Origin of the sequence: Pseudomonas sp. 382, from assembly GCF_002759075.1 — a bacterium.
GTDB classification, from domain to species: Bacteria; Pseudomonadota; Gammaproteobacteria; order Pseudomonadales; family Pseudomonadaceae; genus Aquipseudomonas; species Aquipseudomonas vlassakiae.
This window is the reverse complement of sequence record NZ_PEMX01000030.1, coordinates 43,593-60,271: the sequence shown is the minus strand read 5'-3', so window position 1 is coordinate 60,271 and position 16,679 is coordinate 43,593. Positions and strand designations below refer to the sequence as shown.

The window sequence follows — 16,679 nt, the reverse complement described above, 5'->3', positions numbered from 1 at the left end:
CTCCATTCGTAGTGTGCGAATGGGCGCCGTTGTGCGTTGAGCGTCCGCTTCAGCGGACAACGCCCCAACCGAGCCTGACAGGCCGAGCCTGCTGCAGCGCCCCTCGGATGGGTGGCGGGATGGCCGCCACAGTGAGCAGCCATGAGAACGGCTGCGATTATAGCCGTGGCTGTGTGACACACCCAAGGCTTTCTGTCGATTTATCGCGACGATAGTCGATGTTCAATGGAGCGGTGGCGGCCGCTCTGCCATCATTACTTCACGTTAGCCAAGCCGGTCAGGAGTACAGATGAACTTTCACACCCGCAAGTGGGTTAAACCCGAAGACCTCAACCCCAACGGCACGCTGTTCGGCGGCAGCCTGCTGCGCTGGATCGACGAAGAAGCGGCAATCTACGCGATCGTCCAGCTAGGCAACCAGCGCGTGGTGACCAAGTACATGTCGGAGATCAACTTCGTCAGCGCCTCGCGCCAGGGCGACATCATCGAGCTGGGCATCACCGCCACCGAGTTCGGCCGCACCTCGATCACCCTCAAGTGTGAAGTGCGCAACAAGATCACCCGCAAGAGCATTCTGACGGTCGACAAGATGGTTTTCGTCAACCTGGGTGAGGATGGCCTGCCGGCGGCCCATGGGCGGACCGAAATCAAGTATATCCAGGACCAGTTCCCGGACTCCGCAGTCGAATGACGCTGGGGCCGCAGGGCGGCCCCAGTGTTTTCAAGGCTGTACGCTGACCTTGCGCACCACGCGCCCGATGCTCAAACCCTGCACCAGGATCGACGACAACACCACGATGTAGGTGATCGATAGCAGCAGGTCGCGTTCGTCGCCCATTGGCAGCGACAGCGCCAGTGCAACCGACACGCCTCCCCGCAGGCCGCCCCAGGTCAGCACACGGATGGTGCCTTGGGGCACCGGCCGCCAGCGCCGCAACAGCACGATCGCTGGGGCTACGGTCAGTAGCCGCGAGAGCAGCACTGCCAGCGCCAGCACACCACCCGCCGCCAGGTGCAGCCAGTTGAACGGCAGCAGCAACAGCTCCAGGCCAATCAAGGCGAACAGCAGGGCATTGAGCATGTCGTCGATCAGTTCCCAGAAGCCGTCCATATAGCGGCGGGTCATGTCGTTCATCGCCAGGTTGCGGCCCAGGTTGCCGATGATCAGCCCCGCCACCACCATGGCGATCGGTGCTGAAACATGCAGCTCGTAGCACATCGCCGAGCCACCGATCACCAGTGCCAGGGTCAGCATGACCTCGACCTGATACTGCTCGACGCTCTTGATCATGCGGTAGGTGGCATAGCCGATCACACCGCCGAACAGCACCCCGCCGATGGCTTCGCGGGCGAACAACAGGGCGGTGTCGGTGACGCTCGGCGTTTCGCCCAGCTGAATGATGCCCAGCAAAACGGTGAACACCACGACCGCGGTACCGTCGTTGAACAACGATTCGCCGACGATGGTGGTCTTCAATGGCTTGGAGGCGTTGGCGGTGCGCAGCGCACCCAGCACGGCGATCGGGTCGGTCGGGGAGATCAGCGCGCCGAACAACAAGCAGTAGATCAGCGGCACCTGCCAGCCGAACAGGGCGAACACCCAGTGCGACAGGTAGCCGATCACCACGGTGGCGATCAGCACGCCCAGGGTGGCCAGCAGGCCAATCGGCCAGCGGTAGCTGCGCAGGTCGCTGAGGTTGACGTGCAGTGCCCCGGCGAACAGCAGGAAGGCCAGCATCCAGTGCATCAGCAGGTCGTTGAAATCGATCTGGTTCATCAGGCCTTCGACGCGTTCTTCCAGGCCGGGGAAGCCGATCAGGCTCAGGCCCTGCAGGATGAGGGAGAACAGTAACGCCGTGACCATTACGCCGATGGCGGGTGGCAGGCCGATGAAACGGTAATTCACATAGGTGAGGAGGGTGGTGAGGCAGATAAACGCGGCAACTAGTTCAAGCATCCCGAATCCTGTGACAGTGGCTTCCAAGTCGTTACCCGAATGGCTCGGGCAGTTCTTTGATGATCTGGCGAGGGGGTCGGGACACAGGATTTGACCAGGATTGTCGGAATCGTTCCGAGCGTTCACTGCTGAAGGTTGCATTAGGGCGGCCAGGTGCATGCCACAGCATTTTCAGCGCCTGTAAGATCGAGCGCCGCCCGCGCGGCGCATCGCGGGCAAGCCCGCTCCCACATCTGTTTCGGGCCAGTCACTCCTGTACCGCCAACAGGGCCCGCCTTGGTGCATGACTGAAGGTCGATGATAAGCAGTGACGCATGGCTGAAGGCCGATGGTAAGCAATGGTGCCCGCCTTGATATGGAAGGGGACAAACAAGGCGGTCCCTGATGGCTTCACAGAAGAGATTGGCCCGAAACAAATGTGGGAGCGGGCTTGCCCGCGATGCGCCGCGCGGGCGGCGCTCGATCTGACAGGCGCTGAATCGCTCCCGGCGTACACATCCCAGGCAACCTGCGGCCCAACGCTATATATTCATCCCTCAAAAACGTCACAAGGATCCAGAGGCGTGCTGGCAACTTCCCTGGTATTGGTCGCCGCCCTGCTGCACGCGACCTGGAACACCTTGATCAAATTCAGCGCCGAGCGCCTGCTGGTGATCGCCAGCATGGACGTCGTGGCGTTGCTGTTCGCCGTGTGCGCCGTGGCCTTCACCGAGTTTCCGCCCGCCGAGATCTGGCCTTGGCTGCTGGCTTCGGCGCTGGCCGAGCAGTTGTACCGGTTCCTGCTGATCCAGGCCTATCGGGTCGGTGACCTGGGGCTGGTCTATCCTCTGATGCGCGGCCTGTCGCCGCTGGTGGTACTGGGGCTGACCCTGGCGTTTGCCGGTGAGTCGCTCAGCTCGCAGCAGATCATCGGCATCCTGCTGATCCCGTGTGGCATGGCTTGCCTGTTGTGGCAAGGAGGAGGGGGTGATCGGTTGCCCTGGTCGATGTTGCCGGTGGTGGCGCTGATCGGCCTGTGTATCGGTTGCTACACCTGGTTCGATGGCCAGGCGGTGCGTTTGTGGGGCAAGCCTTGGGACTACCTGGTGTGGTTGACGCTGCTCAGCGCCTGGCCATTCCCGTTGCTGGCCGGGGTGGCGCGGCGGGCGCCATTCATGCTGTTCTGGCGCACCCAGTGGCGTTTGGGGTTGGCAGTGGGCTTTTGCGTACTGTTCAGTTACGCACTGGTGTTGTGGGCCATGCACCTGGGGTCGGTGGCCGAAGCGGCGGCCCTGCGCGAACTGAGTGTGATCCTGGTGGTGCTGATGGGCATGCGCTACCTCAAAGAACCTTTTGGCGGGCCGAGACTCCTAGCTTGCGGGCTGGTCCTGGCAGGCATGCTGGTGATGAAGCTCTGACCTCTCGATCGAACAAGGAATCCAGTCCATGACCGTTGCCCTGTGGTGCATTCTCATCGCGTTGTTTCTGGCGCCACTGTGCGCATTGATCGCCAAGGTGTCGAGCGGCCGCTTTGGCCTCAAGGACAATCACGACCCGCGCGCCTTCCTCGACACGCTGTCGGGCTTGCCGCGCCGCGCACATGCTGCCCAGCAAAATAGCTACGAGGCTTTTCCGGCGTTTGCGGCGGCGGTGCTGGTGGCCGATATCGTCGGTAATGCCGAACAGGTGACCCAGGATGTACTGGGTGTGATGTATATCACCAGTCGCCTGCTCTACATCATCTGCTATCTGGCGGACTGGGCGGCGCTGCGTTCGCTGGTTTGGGTTGCCGGGTTGGCGTTGATCGTTTCGTTCTTCGTGGTTTCAGTCTGAGACCGAGTCGCCTGCTTCGCGGGCTTGCTCGCTCCCACAGGTACAGCGCAGCAGTCGAGGGCCGTGGCGTACCTGTGGGAGCGGGCGAGCCCGCGAAGAACCCACCGCCGATCAAAGCACTTTAGGCACCTCAGGCAGTGGCTGGCCTTTGGGCCACAGCATCCAGATCTGCCCCTGCTGCTTCATGTTCCCGGCCAGTTCCCCGGCCTCCGGGCCGGTCCCCCAGAACAGGTCGGCACGCACTTCCCCGGCAATCGCTCCACCCGTGTCCTGGGCCGCCACCGGGCGTACCACCGGCGACCCATCCGGGCGCGTGGTAGACAGCCACAGCAGGCTACCCAGCGGAATCACCTTGCGGTCGATGGCCACGCTATATCCAGCGGTGAGCGGCACGTTCAGCGAGCCGCGAGGCCCTTCGTTGCTGTCCGGGCGAGTACTGAAGAACACATAACTCGGGTTGCTGGCCAACAGTTCCGGCACGCGCTGCGGGTTGGCCATGGCCCAGGCGTGGATGCTGCCCATGGTCACGTCTTCTTTTTTCAACTGGCCTTGCTCCACCAGCCAGCGGCCGATTGGCCGGTAGGGGTGGCCGTTCTGGTCGGCGTAGCCCAGCCGCAGCTGGCGGCCATCCTCCAGCTGGATCCGGCCCGAACCTTGGATCTGCAGGAATTGCAGGTCCATCGGATCGGTCAGCCAGGCCAGCACAGGCGCCTTGACCCCATCGCGGCTGATCACCTCGGCGGTGTCGTAGGGTTTGAGCACGCGACCGTCCAGGCGGCCACGCAGGCGCTTGCCCTTGAGTTCGGGGTATACGCTGGCCAGATCGACCACGATCATGTCTTCGGGTACGCCATAGACTGCCACGTGGGCCGCTTCGGTGCGCTTCAGGCTGCCGGGGTAGACCGGCTCGTAGTAGCCGGTGATCAGGCCGTTGGCGTTGTTGTCGGCGGCACGCAGGCCATACACCTGCAGGTTCTGCTCAAGGAACGTACGTACCTGGGTGGCACTCGCCGTGTCGCTGCCGGCCGCTTCACAGGTGGCGGCCCACACCGTGTCGCGCTTGAGTTTCTCGCAGCCGGCGCGCCAGGCGTAGAAGCCGGCCAGCAGGTCTTCATCGCTGACCGCAGGCAGGTCTTTCCAGGTAGCAGGGGCATAGGTAGCAATGGCGTGAGGCTCGGGCTTGGCGTTTTCGCCGCCGTTGCAGCCGGCCAGCAGGGCGAGTGCCGGGAGTGTCCAGGCCAGATGGCGCAGGGCAGATTTCATCAATGATTACCTGTGGCTGGCGAACATGAAGATTCGCCCTTGTGTTTTATGTGGCTATTGGTCTTTGCCTGGCAGGCAGCGATACTGACCGCCCCTTTGTGTAGGCTCAAGTGACCGTGATGTTCAAGCGATTGACCGTTGTACTGCTCGCTGCCCTTGCCCTGACGGCCTGTGACCGGGTCGACCCTAATTCGCCGCTGGGCAAACGCAAGGCAATATTCAAGGACATGCTCAAGACCAGCGAAGACATGGGCGGCATGTTGCGCGGCCGCTTGCCCTTCGACGGGGTGAAGTTCGCCGCGGGTGCGTTGAAGCTCGATGGCTTGGCCCATGCGCCGTGGCAGCATTTTCCGCAAGCGCGGGACGAGGGTGACAGTAGTGCCCGACCGGAAGTGTGGGAACGTCAGGCGCGCTTCCATGACCTCGCCCGGCAACTGGAGAGCGTGACCGGTGAGTTGGTTGACGTGACCCGGACCCAGCCGTTGGACGCGGCGCAACTGAAGGCGCCGATGGACAAGGTCGAGGCGGCGTGCAAGGCGTGTCATAGCGAATTCCGCAACCATTGATCGCCTGCGTCAACAGGCGATCAGGCAGATCAGCGATCCAGGTCGTCCACCGCTTCCTGCAGTTCTTTACGAGACTCGGCAAGCTTGTCCTTGCGCTTGTTGATCTTTTCCGCGTCGCCTTTTTTCTCGGCCTTCTTCAGGTCCTTCTCGCGCTGCGCCACCTCGTGACGGGCATCGAGCACTTTCTGCTCGCGCTCTTTGCGCAGGCCGGCGTCGGTGCAATGCTCAACGCCGCGCAATGCTTCCTCGAGCCCAGCAACCTGATCGCTGTTACCGTGGTCGCGGGCGATTTTCAGCTGGTTCTCGATGGCACTGCGCTTGGCGGCGCAACCGGTCAGGCCCTCGTCGGGCTGGGCGGCTTGGGCAGCGCCAGCAGCCAGGCCAAGCGTGGTCAGCAGTGCCAGGGTGGAAAACATGTTCATCAAAGCCTCCTTGAGGGGGCGGGGCAGCAAAAGATGGAGCAAATCCTGCCTTGGTTTTGCCTATATAGGAACCCTTGGTGGATATTTCTGAAGTAATCCAGACAATTTCCTACAACGGATTTTGTTAAAACTCATTGCCTCACACCGGTGGCAGCCGCAGGGAACCCCTGGATGCCGCTTTCGCTCAGCTGCTCCGCCAGGGCCTGCACCTGCTCGGCCGCAAAAAATGCGTGCAGGTGGCTGGCGCGGGATGCGCCAATACCGGGCAAGGCTTGCCATTGCGTGGCTGAACGCTGGGTTAGGGTTGCCCAGTCCTCCTCGAGTGGAAGATTGCGCGGTACTGGCACGCCAAGACCGCTGACCCACTGGGCGAAAGGCCTGCTGCGGCCAGCCTCGAAGCTTTGTTGCAGGCGCCTGGCGCGGGTATCGCTGATGCCAGGTAGCTGGGCCAGTCGCTCGGCGTCCAGCGCCAGCCAGTCTGCCAGCGTTGCCACCTGCCCGCCTCGTACCAGTCGTCGCCATGTGCCGGGCCCGGTGCCCCGCATGGCCAGGCCCTGTTTGCCGCTGAGCCAGGTGAGCCGAGCAATGAACTGGTCTTCACAGCCTTCACTAGCCTGCCAGCATGTCAAAGCGTTGTATTGATCTGGCGCAGGTGCCGTAACCGCATCGCGCTCGGTGGCGCGCAGCACTACCTGCTCGAAGCGCGGGATGGTCAGCCCCGCCAGGCTGATGGCTACCTGGTCTCCCGGGCGAATGTCGAGTGCCTGCCAGCGAGCCAGGGAGCCCAGGCTTACCTGGGTAACCAGGCGGTCGTCGAGCCGTACTGGCTGCAGCTTCAGCACCGGTGTGATTCGCCCCGTGCGGCCTATGCGAAAGCGCACGTCACGTACTTCGGCCAACGCCCGGGCAAAGGGGTGCTTCCAGGCGGCAATCCAGTACGGCGCATTGGTTTGCCAGCGTTCGGCGGATGGCCGTGCGTTCTGACGCAGGATCACCCCATCCGTGGCGAAGGGCAGGGCAGAGCGATACCAATGCTCGCGCCAGTGTGCCGCCTCGCCAGCGCTGCGGATGGCCACGCTGTAGCGCTGGCTATCGGGAAAACCCAGCGCAGCCAGCTGAGCCACTCGCTCGCCCTGATCGCTTGGCCCTTGCGGCCAGTCCCAGACAAACAGCGCAATGCCCGCGCCTTGTTCACGAGCGAGCTGCTTGCGCGCCAGCAAGCCCGCGACGGTGCCGCGCGCGTTGACGCTACCTTGCTGCGCTTGCACATGATCAACCAGCCGCAGGTACAGCTCACCTTGCAGAATCAGATCAACGGGGTTGGGCAACTGCTGGTTGATACCTTGCAGAACTTCGATATGTCGGCTCCAGTCATGTCCCTGGTTGCCATCACCACGGCTGAGCAACTGCACCAGCCTGCCTTGGCGATAGACCAGGGTCACGGCGACGCCATCGACCTTCGGCTGCAGCCAGACGCCTGTCTTGCCGACCATCCATTGGCTCACGGCCTGTTCATCCGAGAGCTTGTCGACACCGGTGTGGCGGATCGGGTGGGCAATTGGCCCGCGTGCGCTGGCCAAGGAGTCCAGCTCGCTCTCCAGGGCGAAACACCCTTGCAGGTGCAGCAGGCGTTGCCGGCTCTGGTCATAAACTTCATCGGCCACCAGGGATTCGCCCAGACGATGGTAGTGATCATCCCACTGGCTGACCGCCTCGCGCAGGCGTGTGACTTCGGCGCGTGCCCGCTCGGCAGGCCAGGCCGGGCAGCCAGCGGCGTGCGCGTTGAACGAAAAAGCGAGCAGAAACAGGAACAGCAACGGCATGGCCAGCATCCTTGCTTGGCGGAGGGGAAGCCTCAGCCTAGGCAACGGCAGCGCGTGTTGCGCCGCCCAGTTGTCAGCCGATATGTCACAAAAAAGCCCCTGCCGATCACTCGGCAGGGGCTTTCAGTTACCGCAGCAGGAAAATTACAGGCCGGCAGCGTCACGCAGCGCCTGGGCGCGGTCGGTGCGTTCCCAGGTGAAGGTGGTGAAGGTGTCGTCGCCGACGGTCTTCTGCTGCGGCTCGCGGCCGAAGTGGCCGTAGGCCGCGGTTTCCTGGTACATCGGGTGCAGCAGGTCGAGCATCTTGGTGATGGCGTAAGGGCGCAGGTCGAAGCACTCGCGTACGATCTGGATGATCTTGTCGTCGGACACCTTGCCGGTGCCGAAGGTGTTGATCGAGATGGAGGTCGGCTGGGCCACGCCGATGGCGTAGGACACCTGGATCTCGCAACGTTCGGCCAGGCCGGCGGCAACGATGTTCTTGGCCACGTAGCGGCCGGCGTAGGCGGCGGAGCGGTCGACCTTGGAAGGGTCCTTGCCGGAGAACGCGCCACCACCGTGACGGGCCATGCCGCCGTAGGAGTCGACGATGATCTTGCGGCCGGTCAGGCCGCAGTCGCCCACCGGGCCACCGATGATGAAGTTGCCGGTCGGGTTGATGTGGAACTGGGTGCCCTTGTGCAGCAGTTCGGCCGGCAGGGTGTGCTTGACGATCAGCTCCATCACGGCTTCCTGCAGGTCTTTCTGCGAGACCTCAGGGTTATGCTGGGTCGACAGGACCACGGCGTCGATACCGACCACTTTGCCGTTTTCGTAGCGGCAGGTGACCTGGGACTTGGCGTCCGGGCGCAGCCACGGCAGCAGGCCGGACTTGCGTGCTTCGGCCTGGCGCTCGACCAGGCGGTGCGAGAAGCAGATCGGTGCTGGCATCAGCACGTCGGTTTCGTTGCTGGCATAGCCGAACATCAGGCCCTGGTCGCCTGCGCCCTGGTCTTCCGGCTTGGAGCGGTCGACGCCCTGGGCGATGTCCACCGACTGCTTGCCGATGATGTTCATCACCGCGCAGGTGGCGCCGTCGAAGCCGACGTCGGAGCTGTTGTAGCCGATGTCGATGATGACCTTGCGCACCAGCTCTTCCAGGTCGACCCAGGCGGAAGTGGTGACTTCGCCGGCGATGATGGCGACACCGGTCTTGACCAGGGTTTCGCAGGCAACGCGGGCGTACTTGTCCTGGGCAATGATGGCATCAAGGACCGCGTCCGAAATCTGGTCGGCGATCTTGTCCGGATGCCCTTCGGACACGGACTCGGAGGTGAAAAGGGAGTATTCGCTCATCTCGACGGGTTCCTAAAATTTACCGATGGTGAGTGTCGCCAGCCGTCCGCTGAAAATGGCGGACCTGGATCTGGAAACCGTTACGCAAGCCCACATAGAGGCTGTCCCCGGGGGCAAGCCCGGCTGCTGTGGCCCAACGGGCCAGGTCGTCCTGTTCGAAGCCGAGCCAGAGGTCGCCGCAGGCTTCCCGCGCCCAACCCTGGTCATGGCTGCACAGTTCGGTGACCAGCAGGCTGCCGCCTGCCTTCACCCGTTTGGCCAGCTGGCGCAGGGCCAGGGCCGGGTCGCTGAAATGGTGCAGGACCATGTTCAGCACAACGCAGTCGGCTTCCACATCCGTTGCACCCAGTGCATCGGCCAACTGCAGGTTTACATTACCCAGGCGTTCGCGTTCGCAGACCTGGCGCGCCAGCTCGAGCATGGTCGGGCTGTTGTCCAGGGCCGTGACCTGGGCGAAACGCCGTGCCAGGTCTGGCAGGAAACCGCCATCGCCGGGGCCGACCTCCAGCGCGCTGGCGGTCGGCGCGAAGTTCAGTTTGTCGAGCAGCGCCAGCAGGCTCTCGCGGTATTGCGGCAAGCCGGCGATGAGGTCTTGCTGGGCGCGGAATTTTTCTTCCACGCGCAAGAAGAAGTCCTGGCTGGTGGCGGCGCGGCGCTGCTGTACCTGGGCGATACGGGCCTGGACATCCTCCGGCAAGGTCAGGTCGTCCACCTCATCTAGCAGGGCCATGTGCAGGCGCCCGCCGAAGCGCTGGCCGTCGGGCAGGGCACGACGGTAGAAGATCGCATTGCCTTCGCGCCGCGTGGCCACCAGCTCGGCCTGGGCCAGTACCTTGAGGTGATGGCTCATGCCCGACTGGCCGATGTCGAAGATCTGCGCCAGTTCCAGCACGCCGAACGAATCACTGGCCAGGGCGCGCAATACATTCAGGCGCAGCGCATCGCCACTGGCCTTGCACAGGGCGGCCAGTGTGTCGCTTTGCTGAGGGATCGGTTGCGCACGGAGGTTCATGGGACGGCAGTCTAGACAGGCAGGGCTGCCCCCGCAAGGCCAATATCAAAAAGTTTTGATATTGGCTGATGGGCGGGTGCGTCTGGCGGTTTTTTCGCCGTTATGCAGGCCAATCACAGGAAAATCCCCCAACTGCGACCATCCGTCATTGCCCCCAGCCCCCGCACTGGGCGAAAATGGCCGCCTTTTTCGTGACACCACCTATTCAAGCCCCAGGAGATCAGCGATGCCCAGCCGTCGTGAACGTGCCAACGCCATTCGTGCCCTCAGCATGGATGCCGTGCAAAAGGCCAACAGCGGCCACCCAGGTGCCCCCATGGGCATGGCGGATATCGCCGAAGTGCTTTGGCGCGACTACATGAAGCACAACCCGAGCAACCCGGATTTCGCCGACCGTGACCGCTTCGTGCTGTCCAACGGCCACGGCTCGATGCTCATCTATTCGCTGCTGCACCTGACCGGCTACGATCTGTCGATCGACGACCTCAAGGCCTTCCGCCAGCTGCACAGCCGCACCCCGGGCCACCCGGAATACGGCTACACCCCTGGCGTCGAGACCACCACCGGGCCGCTCGGCCAAGGCATTGCCAACGCCGTGGGCTTCGCCCTGGCCGAGAAAGTGCTGGCCGCCCAGTTCAACCGTGACGGCCACACCATCGTCGACCACCACACCTATGTGTTCCTCGGCGACGGCTGCATGATGGAAGGTATCTCCCACGAAGTCGCCTCGCTGGCCGGCACCCTGGGCCTGAACAAGCTGATCGCCTTCTACGACGACAACGGCATCTCCATCGACGGCGAAGTGCACGGCTGGTTCACCGACAATACCCCGGCGCGTTTCGAAGCCTACAACTGGCAGGTGATCCGTAACGTCAACGGTCATGATGCCGATGAAATCAAGATGGCCATCGAGACCGCGCGCAAGAGCGACCGTCCGACCCTGATCTGCTGCAAGACCATCATCGGTTTCGGTTCGCCGAACAAGCAGGGCAAGGAAGACTGCCACGGCGCGCCGCTGGGCAACGACGAAATCGCCCTGGCCCGCAAGGAACTGAACTGGAACCACGGTCCGTTCGAAATTCCGGCCGACATCTACGCCGAATGGGATGCCAAGGCTGCCGGCGCCAAGGCCGAAGCCGACTGGAACCAGCGTTTCGACGCCTACGCCAAGGCCTACCCGGAGCTGGCTGCCGAGTTCAAGCGCCGTGCCAGCGGCGAGCTGCCGGCCGACTTCAGCGAGAAGGCCCAGGCGTACATCAACGAAGTGGCCGCCAAAGGCGAAACCATTGCCAGCCGCAAGGCCAGCCAGAACGCGCTGAACGCCTTCGGCCCGTTGCTGCCTGAGTTCCTCGGCGGTTCGGCTGACCTGGCCGGCTCCAACCTGACCCTGTGGAAGGGCTGCAAGGGCGTCGAAGCCAATGATGCCAGCGGCAATTACGTGTTCTACGGCGTGCGCGAGTTCGGCATGACCGCCATCATGAACGGCGTCGCCCTGCACGGTGGCCTGGTGCCTTACGGCGCGACCTTCCTGATGTTCATGGAATACGCCCGCAATGCCGTGCGCATGTCGGCCCTGATGAAGCAGCGTGTGATCCACGTCTATACCCACGACTCCATCGGCCTGGGCGAAGACGGCCCGACTCACCAGCCGATCGAGCAGCTGACCAGCCTGCGCAGCACACCGAACCTGGACACCTGGCGCCCAGCCGACGCGGTCGAATCGGCCGTATCGTGGAAAAACGCCCTGGAGCGCAAGGACGGCCCATCGGCACTGATCTTCTCGCGTCAGAACCTGCAGCACCAGGATCGCGACGCCCAGCAGATCGCCAACATCAGCCGCGGCGGCTACGTGCTCAAGGATTGCGCTGGCGAGCCTGAGCTGATCCTGATCGCCACCGGTTCGGAAGTGGGCCTGGCCGTTCAGGCGCACGCCAAACTGACCGAGCAGGGCCGCAAGGTGCGCGTGGTTTCCATGCCTTGCACCAGCGTGTTCGATGCCCAGGACGCCGCCTACAAGCAATCGGTGCTGCCGGTCGAAGTCGCGGCACGTATCGCCATCGAAGCCGCCCACGCGGACTTCTGGTACAAGTACGTCGGCCTGGAAGGCCGCATCATCGGCATGACCACCTACGGTGAGTCGGCGCCGGCCGCTGCACTGTTCGAGGAATTCGGCTTCACCCTGGAGAACATCCTGGGTACCGCCGAAGAGCTGCTGGAAGACTGATACAGGCGTAAGGCGAGGGCTTCGCCCTCGTTTCGCGACACAAGGCCGCTCCTACAGGGTACTGCGTACGCCGTTCCTTGTGGGAGCGGCCTTGCGTCGCGATGGGCCGCGAGGCGGCCCCAACAGCCATCATGCGTTAGCGAGCCACCCAATGCCCCACCCGCGTCCCTACAAAGTTGCACTCAACGGTTACGGCCGCATCGGCCGCTGTGTCCTGCGCGCACTGTTTGAGCGGGGGGCAAAGGCCGGTTTCGAGATCGTAGCGCTGAACGACCTGGCCGATCAGGCCAGCATCGAATACCTGACACGCTTCGACTCCACCCACGGGCGATTCCCCGGCGAGGTGAAGGTCGACGGCGACTGTCTGCATATCAATGGCGACTGCGTGAAGGTCATGCGCAGCGCCACCCCTGAAGGCATCGACTGGGCCGCCCTGGGTATCGACCTGGTGCTGGAGTGCTCCGGTGTCTATCACACCCGCGCCGATGGCCAGCGTTTCCTCGACGCTGGCGCGCCGCGCGTATTGTTCTCGCAGCCGATGGCCAGCGAGGCCGATGTCGATGCCACCGTGGTCTATGGCATCAACCAGGATTGCCTGACGGGCCACGAACGCCTGGTCTCCAACGCCTCTTGCACCACCAATTGCGGCGTCCCGCTGTTGCGCGTGCTGGACCAGGCATTCGGCATCGAGTATGTGCAGATCACCACCATCCACTCGGCGATGAACGATCAGCCGGTGATCGATGCCTATCACCACGAGGACCTGCGCCGCACGCGCTCGGCCTTCCAGTCGGTGATTCCGGTGTCCACGGGGCTGGCGCGCGGTATCGAGCGCTTGCTTCCGGAACTTGCCGGGCGAATCCAGGCCAAAGCGGTACGCGTGCCGACTGTCAACGTCTCCTGCCTGGACATCACCCTGCAGACCGCCCGCGACACCAGTGCGGCCGAGGTCAACCGGGTGTTGCGCGAGGCCGCGCAGAGCGGCCCGCTGAAAGGCTTGCTGGCCTATACCGAGTTGCCTCACGCCAGCTGTGATTTCAACCATGACCCGCATTCGGCGATCGTCGATGCCAGCCAGACCCGCGTTTCAGGCCCACGCCTGGTGAACTTGCTGGCTTGGTTCGACAATGAATGGGGTTTTGCCAACCGTATGCTCGACGTTGCCGAACACTATCTGCACGTCGTCCACCCAACCCGCAGCAAACAGCCCTGAAGGACTGCATTCATGACCGTGTTGAAGATGACCGACCTCGACCTGCAAGGTAAACGCGTACTGATCCGCGAAGACCTCAACGTACCTGTGAAGGACGGTGTGGTAACCAGCGATGCGCGTATCCTGGCAGCGCTGCCGACCATCAAGCTGGCCCTGGAAAAGGGTGCGGCGGTAATGGTCTGCTCGCACCTGGGCCGCCCGACCGAAGGCGAGTTCTCTGCCGAGAACAGCCTCAAGCCGGTCGCCGACTACCTGAGCAAGGCCTTGGGCCGGGAAGTGCCGCTGGTTGCCGATTACCTGAACGGTGTTCAAGTCAGCGCCGGTGACCTGGTGCTGTTCGAGAACGTACGTTTCAACAAGGGCGAGAAGAAGAACGCCGACGAGCTGGCCCAGCAATACGCCGCCCTGTGCGACGTGTTCGTCATGGACGCTTTCGGCACCGCTCACCGTGCCGAAGGCTCCACCCATGGCGTTGCCAAGTTCGCCAAGGTGGCTGCCGCTGGCCCGCTGCTGGCTGCAGAGCTGGACGCGCTGGGCAAGGCCCTGAAAGCCCCGGCCAAGCCAATGGCGGCCATCGTTGCCGGCTCCAAGGTATCGACCAAGCTGGATGTGCTGAACAGTCTGAGCAGCGTTTGCGACCAGCTGATCGTCGGTGGCGGCATCGCCAACACGTTCCTGGCTGCTGCCGGTCACCCGGTGGGCAAGTCGCTGTACGAGCCTGACCTGATCGAAACCGCCAAGGCCATCGCCGCCAAGGTCAGCGTGCCACTGCCGGTCGACGTCGTGGTTGCCAAAGCGTTCGCCGAGGACGCCGAAGCCACCGTCAAGGCCATCGCCGACGTTGCCGCCGACGACATGATCCTGGACATCGGCCCGCAGACCGCTGCCCATTTCGCCGAGCTGCTGAAGTCGTCGAAGACCATCCTGTGGAACGGCCCGGTCGGCGTGTTCGAGTTCGACCAGTTCGGCAACGGCACCAAGGTGCTGGCCAAGGCCATCGCTGAAAGTGCAGCGTTTTCCATTGCCGGTGGTGGCGATACCCTGGCAGCCATCGACAAATATGGCGTCAGCAAGGATATCTCCTACATTTCTACCGGTGGCGGCGCCTTCCTCGAATTCGTCGAGGGCAAGGTGCTGCCAGCCGTGGCGATCCTGGAAGAGCGGGCAAAAGCCTGACAATGGCGGCGCCTGGCAAAGGGAGCGACCTGATGGTCAAGCAATTGCCTGTGATGATTCTGGCCGGCATGCTGGGCGCCTGCTCCAGCAGCCCGTCCTCGGAGGCCGACCCGGCGCAGCCGCCCAAGGGCGGTTGCTACCAGTCCGCGTGGCAGGCCGAGACCGTGCCGGTCATCAGCAAGCGCGTTGGCCCGGACGGGCTGGAAAAGTAAGACGAAGAACACCAGCGCCAGGCGCCGGGTTGCCCCTGATGCCGTGCGTTTCGTCGGAGCAGGCAACCAAGTGACCGCTATGTGGTCCTCTAGAGGATATGTAATGAAAGCGCTACTGGCCTCGATGGCTCTGGCGACACTGGCAGGATGCTCGCTGATTCAGCCTGCACCTCCCGCCCCGGCGGACAACTGGACCCGCTGGGTCTGTGACACTCAGGCCGAAGTGCTGTGGCGCTTCGCTGATGCACAGCGGGATCAGGTTGACGTACGCCTCGGCGGCGGTGACCAGGTCTATCGGCTCAAGGCCGAGCCGGGCGCCTCTGGCGCGCTGTACAGCGATGGCGTGCTGGCCTTCCACACCAAGGGCGACGAAGGCCTGGTGTACTGGGTGGCAACCAACGATCTGATTGGGCGGGGCTGCAAGGCACCGTGACTGGCCGGGCCGCACAGGCGGCCCACACTACTTGAACAGCAACCGCCCCTGCGGCAGGCTTGCACGAAACAAACGACGCTTGTCGGGAGAGAGATACACAATGGCACTCATTAGCATGCGCCAGATGCTGGACCACGCCGCCGAGTTCGGTTACGGCGTTCCAGCTTTCAACGTCAACAACCTCGAGCAGATGCGCGCCATCATGGAAGCGGCCGACAAGACCGACTCCCCGGTGATCGTCCAGGCTTCGGCCGGCGCCCGCAAATACGCCGGTGCCCCATTCCTGCGCCACCTGATCCTGGCTGCCATCGAAGAATTCCCGCACATCCCGGTGTGCATGCACCAGGACCACGGCACCAGCCCAGACGTGTGCCAACGTTCCATCCAGCTGGGTTTCAGCTCGGTAATGATGGACGGCTCGCTGGGTGAAGACGGCAAGACGCCGACCGACTACGAGTACAACGTCCGCGTCACCCAGCAGACCGTCGCCATGGCCCACGCCTGCGGCGTTTCGGTAGAAGGCGAGCTGGGCTGCCTGGGCTCCCTGGAAACCGGCATGGCCGGTGAAGAAGACGGCATCGGCGCCGAGGGTGTACTGGACCACAGCCAGATGCTGACCGATCCGGAAGAAGCCGCTGACTTCGTCAAGAAGACCCAGGTCGACGCCCTGGCCATCGCCATCGGCACCAGCCACGGTGCCTACAAGTTCACCAAGCCACCGACCGGTGACGTGCTGGCAATCGACCGCATCAAGGAAATCCACAAGCGCATCCCTAACACCCACCTGGTGATGCACGGTTCTTCCTCGGTCCCGCAAGAGTGGCTGGCGATCATCAACCAGTACGGCGGCGACATCAAGGAAACCTACGGCGTACCGGTCGAAGAGATCGTCGAAGGTATCAAGCACGGCGTGCGCAAGGTCAACATCGACACCGACCTGCGCCTGGCGTCCACCGGTGCCATGCGCCGCCTGATGGCACAGAACCCGAGCGAGTTCGACCCACGCAAGTTCTTCGGTGAAACCGTGAAAGCCATGCGCGACGTGTGCATCGCCCGTTACGAAGCGTTCGGCACTGCCGGCAACGCCTCGAAGATCAAGCCGATCTCGCTGGAAGGCATGTTCCAGCGCTACCTGAAGGGTGAATTGGCTGCCAAGGTCAACTGATCCACCAGCGTCAAAGAAAAACCCGCAGCGATGCGGGTTTTTCATGTGTCGAAAATGCTGCACGGC

16 protein-coding genes and 1 riboswitch are annotated in these 16,679 nt (G+C 63.2%); of the genes, 10 read left to right on the top strand and 6 right to left on the bottom strand.

Annotated elements, in window-relative coordinates; all coding sequences use genetic code 11:
- Window positions 1–14 precede the first annotated feature (14 nt).
- A riboswitch (S-adenosyl-L-homocysteine riboswitch) is annotated at window positions 15–111 on the bottom strand.
- Window positions 112–289: 178 nt separating this feature from the next.
- Window positions 290–691 carry an acyl-CoA thioesterase gene (locus CQW31_RS24570; protein ID WP_054884326.1) on the top strand — a complete coding sequence of 134 codons (402 nt, stop codon included), beginning with the start codon at window positions 290–292 and terminating at the stop codon, window positions 689–691.
- A gap of 30 nt (window positions 692–721) precedes the next feature.
- Here CQW31_RS24570 and CQW31_RS24565 read toward each other — a convergent pair whose 3' ends face one another.
- Window positions 722–1,957: a sodium:proton antiporter gene (locus CQW31_RS24565; RefSeq protein ID WP_054884327.1), complete on the bottom strand. Its 1,236-nt coding sequence runs from the start codon at window positions 1,955–1,957 to the stop codon at window positions 722–724.
- Window positions 1,958–2,520: 563 nt separating this feature from the next.
- Between CQW31_RS24565 and CQW31_RS24555 the strand changes: the two genes are divergently transcribed.
- Window positions 2,521–3,354 (top strand): EamA family transporter, encoded by an 834-nt coding sequence (locus tag CQW31_RS24555; RefSeq protein ID WP_099815602.1) that lies wholly within the window; start codon window positions 2,521–2,523, stop codon window positions 3,352–3,354.
- Between the two features lie 28 nt (window positions 3,355–3,382).
- Window positions 3,383–3,769, top strand: coding sequence for an MAPEG family protein (locus CQW31_RS24550; protein ID WP_054887935.1), 387 nt, complete (start codon window positions 3,383–3,385; stop codon window positions 3,767–3,769).
- Window positions 3,770–3,880: 111 nt separating this feature from the next.
- On the opposite strand, the gene CQW31_RS24545 is transcribed toward CQW31_RS24550, so the two are convergent.
- Window positions 3,881–5,032, bottom strand: a complete 1,152-nt coding sequence (locus tag CQW31_RS24545; RefSeq protein ID WP_099815601.1) for a murein transglycosylase A — start codon at window positions 5,030–5,032, stop codon at window positions 3,881–3,883.
- A 119-nt stretch (window positions 5,033–5,151) separates the two neighbouring features.
- On the opposite strand from CQW31_RS24545, the gene CQW31_RS24540 reads away from it, so the two are divergent.
- Complete coding sequence (locus tag CQW31_RS24540) at window positions 5,152–5,598, top strand: cytochrome c (protein WP_054887933.1); 447 nt, start codon at window positions 5,152–5,154, stop codon at window positions 5,596–5,598.
- Between the two features lie 29 nt (window positions 5,599–5,627).
- Here CQW31_RS24540 and CQW31_RS24535 read toward each other — a convergent pair whose 3' ends face one another.
- The 4 genes from CQW31_RS24535 to CQW31_RS24520 form a co-directional block, all read right to left on the bottom strand.
- The gene (locus CQW31_RS24535) at window positions 5,628–6,020 is read right to left on the bottom strand and encodes a DUF1090 domain-containing protein (protein ID WP_054887932.1); all 393 of its coding nucleotides are present in this window, start codon (window positions 6,018–6,020) and stop codon (window positions 5,628–5,630) included.
- A 131-nt stretch (window positions 6,021–6,151) separates the two neighbouring features.
- Complete coding sequence (gene ligB, locus CQW31_RS24530) at window positions 6,152–7,843, bottom strand: NAD-dependent DNA ligase LigB (RefSeq protein ID WP_099815600.1); 1,692 nt, start codon at window positions 7,841–7,843, stop codon at window positions 6,152–6,154.
- A 144-nt stretch (window positions 7,844–7,987) separates the two neighbouring features.
- Window positions 7,988–9,178 (bottom strand): methionine adenosyltransferase, encoded by a 1,191-nt coding sequence (gene metK, locus CQW31_RS24525; RefSeq protein WP_054887930.1) that lies wholly within the window; start codon window positions 9,176–9,178, stop codon window positions 7,988–7,990.
- 19 nt (window positions 9,179–9,197) lie between these two features.
- Entirely contained in the window at window positions 9,198–10,190 is a 993-nt protein-coding gene (locus CQW31_RS24520; protein ID WP_054887929.1) for a metalloregulator ArsR/SmtB family transcription factor, read from the bottom strand.
- Between the two features lie 226 nt (window positions 10,191–10,416).
- On the opposite strand from CQW31_RS24520, the gene tkt reads away from it, so the two are divergent.
- From tkt to fba, 6 genes are all read left to right on the top strand, one after another.
- Window positions 10,417–12,414, top strand: coding sequence for a transketolase (gene tkt, locus CQW31_RS24515; RefSeq protein WP_099815599.1), 1,998 nt, complete (start codon window positions 10,417–10,419; stop codon window positions 12,412–12,414).
- A gap of 151 nt (window positions 12,415–12,565) precedes the next feature.
- Window positions 12,566–13,627, top strand: a complete 1,062-nt coding sequence (gene epd / locus CQW31_RS24510) for an erythrose-4-phosphate dehydrogenase (RefSeq protein ID WP_054887927.1) — start codon at window positions 12,566–12,568, stop codon at window positions 13,625–13,627.
- Window positions 13,628–13,639: 12 nt separating this feature from the next.
- Window positions 13,640–14,803, top strand: a complete 1,164-nt coding sequence (locus CQW31_RS24505; RefSeq protein WP_054887926.1) for a phosphoglycerate kinase — start codon at window positions 13,640–13,642, stop codon at window positions 14,801–14,803.
- Between the two features lie 32 nt (window positions 14,804–14,835).
- Window positions 14,836–15,015: a hypothetical protein gene (locus CQW31_RS24500; protein ID WP_099815612.1), complete on the top strand. Its 180-nt coding sequence runs from the start codon at window positions 14,836–14,838 to the stop codon at window positions 15,013–15,015.
- 103 nt (window positions 15,016–15,118) lie between these two features.
- Window positions 15,119–15,448: an MliC family protein gene (locus CQW31_RS24495; protein ID WP_054887925.1), complete on the top strand. Its 330-nt coding sequence runs from the start codon at window positions 15,119–15,121 to the stop codon at window positions 15,446–15,448.
- Between the two features lie 100 nt (window positions 15,449–15,548).
- The gene (gene fba / locus CQW31_RS24490; protein ID WP_008093958.1) at window positions 15,549–16,613 is read left to right on the top strand and encodes a class II fructose-bisphosphate aldolase; all 1,065 of its coding nucleotides are present in this window, start codon (window positions 15,549–15,551) and stop codon (window positions 16,611–16,613) included.
- The last annotated feature ends 66 nt before the right edge of the window (window positions 16,614–16,679 follow it).

What these genes read in the sequence shown, in the direction of transcription:
- CQW31_RS24540 (WP_054887933.1), top strand. Translation starts at nt 5,152, where the DNA reads ATGTTCAAGCGATTGACCGTTGTACTGCTCGCTGCCCTTGCCCTGACG.
- epd (WP_054887927.1), top strand. Translation starts at nt 12,566, where the DNA reads ATGCCCCACCCGCGTCCCTACAAAGTTGCACTCAACGGTTACGGCCGC.
- CQW31_RS24520 (WP_054887929.1), bottom strand. Translation starts at nt 10,190, where the DNA reads ATGAACCTCCGTGCGCAACCGATCCCTCAGCAAAGCGACACACTGGCC.
- CQW31_RS24545 (WP_099815601.1), bottom strand. Translation starts at nt 5,032, where the DNA reads ATGAAATCTGCCCTGCGCCATCTGGCCTGGACACTCCCGGCACTCGCC.
- fba (WP_008093958.1), top strand. Translation starts at nt 15,549, where the DNA reads ATGGCACTCATTAGCATGCGCCAGATGCTGGACCACGCCGCCGAGTTC.
- CQW31_RS24500 (WP_099815612.1), top strand. Translation starts at nt 14,836, where the DNA reads ATGGTCAAGCAATTGCCTGTGATGATTCTGGCCGGCATGCTGGGCGCC.
- CQW31_RS24495 (WP_054887925.1), top strand. Translation starts at nt 15,119, where the DNA reads ATGAAAGCGCTACTGGCCTCGATGGCTCTGGCGACACTGGCAGGATGC.
- CQW31_RS24570 (WP_054884326.1), top strand. Translation starts at nt 290, where the DNA reads ATGAACTTTCACACCCGCAAGTGGGTTAAACCCGAAGACCTCAACCCC.
- tkt (WP_099815599.1), top strand. Translation starts at nt 10,417, where the DNA reads ATGCCCAGCCGTCGTGAACGTGCCAACGCCATTCGTGCCCTCAGCATG.
- CQW31_RS24565 (WP_054884327.1), bottom strand. Translation starts at nt 1,957, where the DNA reads ATGCTTGAACTAGTTGCCGCGTTTATCTGCCTCACCACCCTCCTCACC.
- CQW31_RS24505 (WP_054887926.1), top strand. Translation starts at nt 13,640, where the DNA reads ATGACCGTGTTGAAGATGACCGACCTCGACCTGCAAGGTAAACGCGTA.
- CQW31_RS24550 (WP_054887935.1), top strand. Translation starts at nt 3,383, where the DNA reads ATGACCGTTGCCCTGTGGTGCATTCTCATCGCGTTGTTTCTGGCGCCA.
- ligB (WP_099815600.1), bottom strand. Translation starts at nt 7,843, where the DNA reads ATGCCGTTGCTGTTCCTGTTTCTGCTCGCTTTTTCGTTCAACGCGCAC.
- CQW31_RS24535 (WP_054887932.1), bottom strand. Translation starts at nt 6,020, where the DNA reads ATGAACATGTTTTCCACCCTGGCACTGCTGACCACGCTTGGCCTGGCT.
- metK (WP_054887930.1), bottom strand. Translation starts at nt 9,178, where the DNA reads ATGAGCGAATACTCCCTTTTCACCTCCGAGTCCGTGTCCGAAGGGCAT.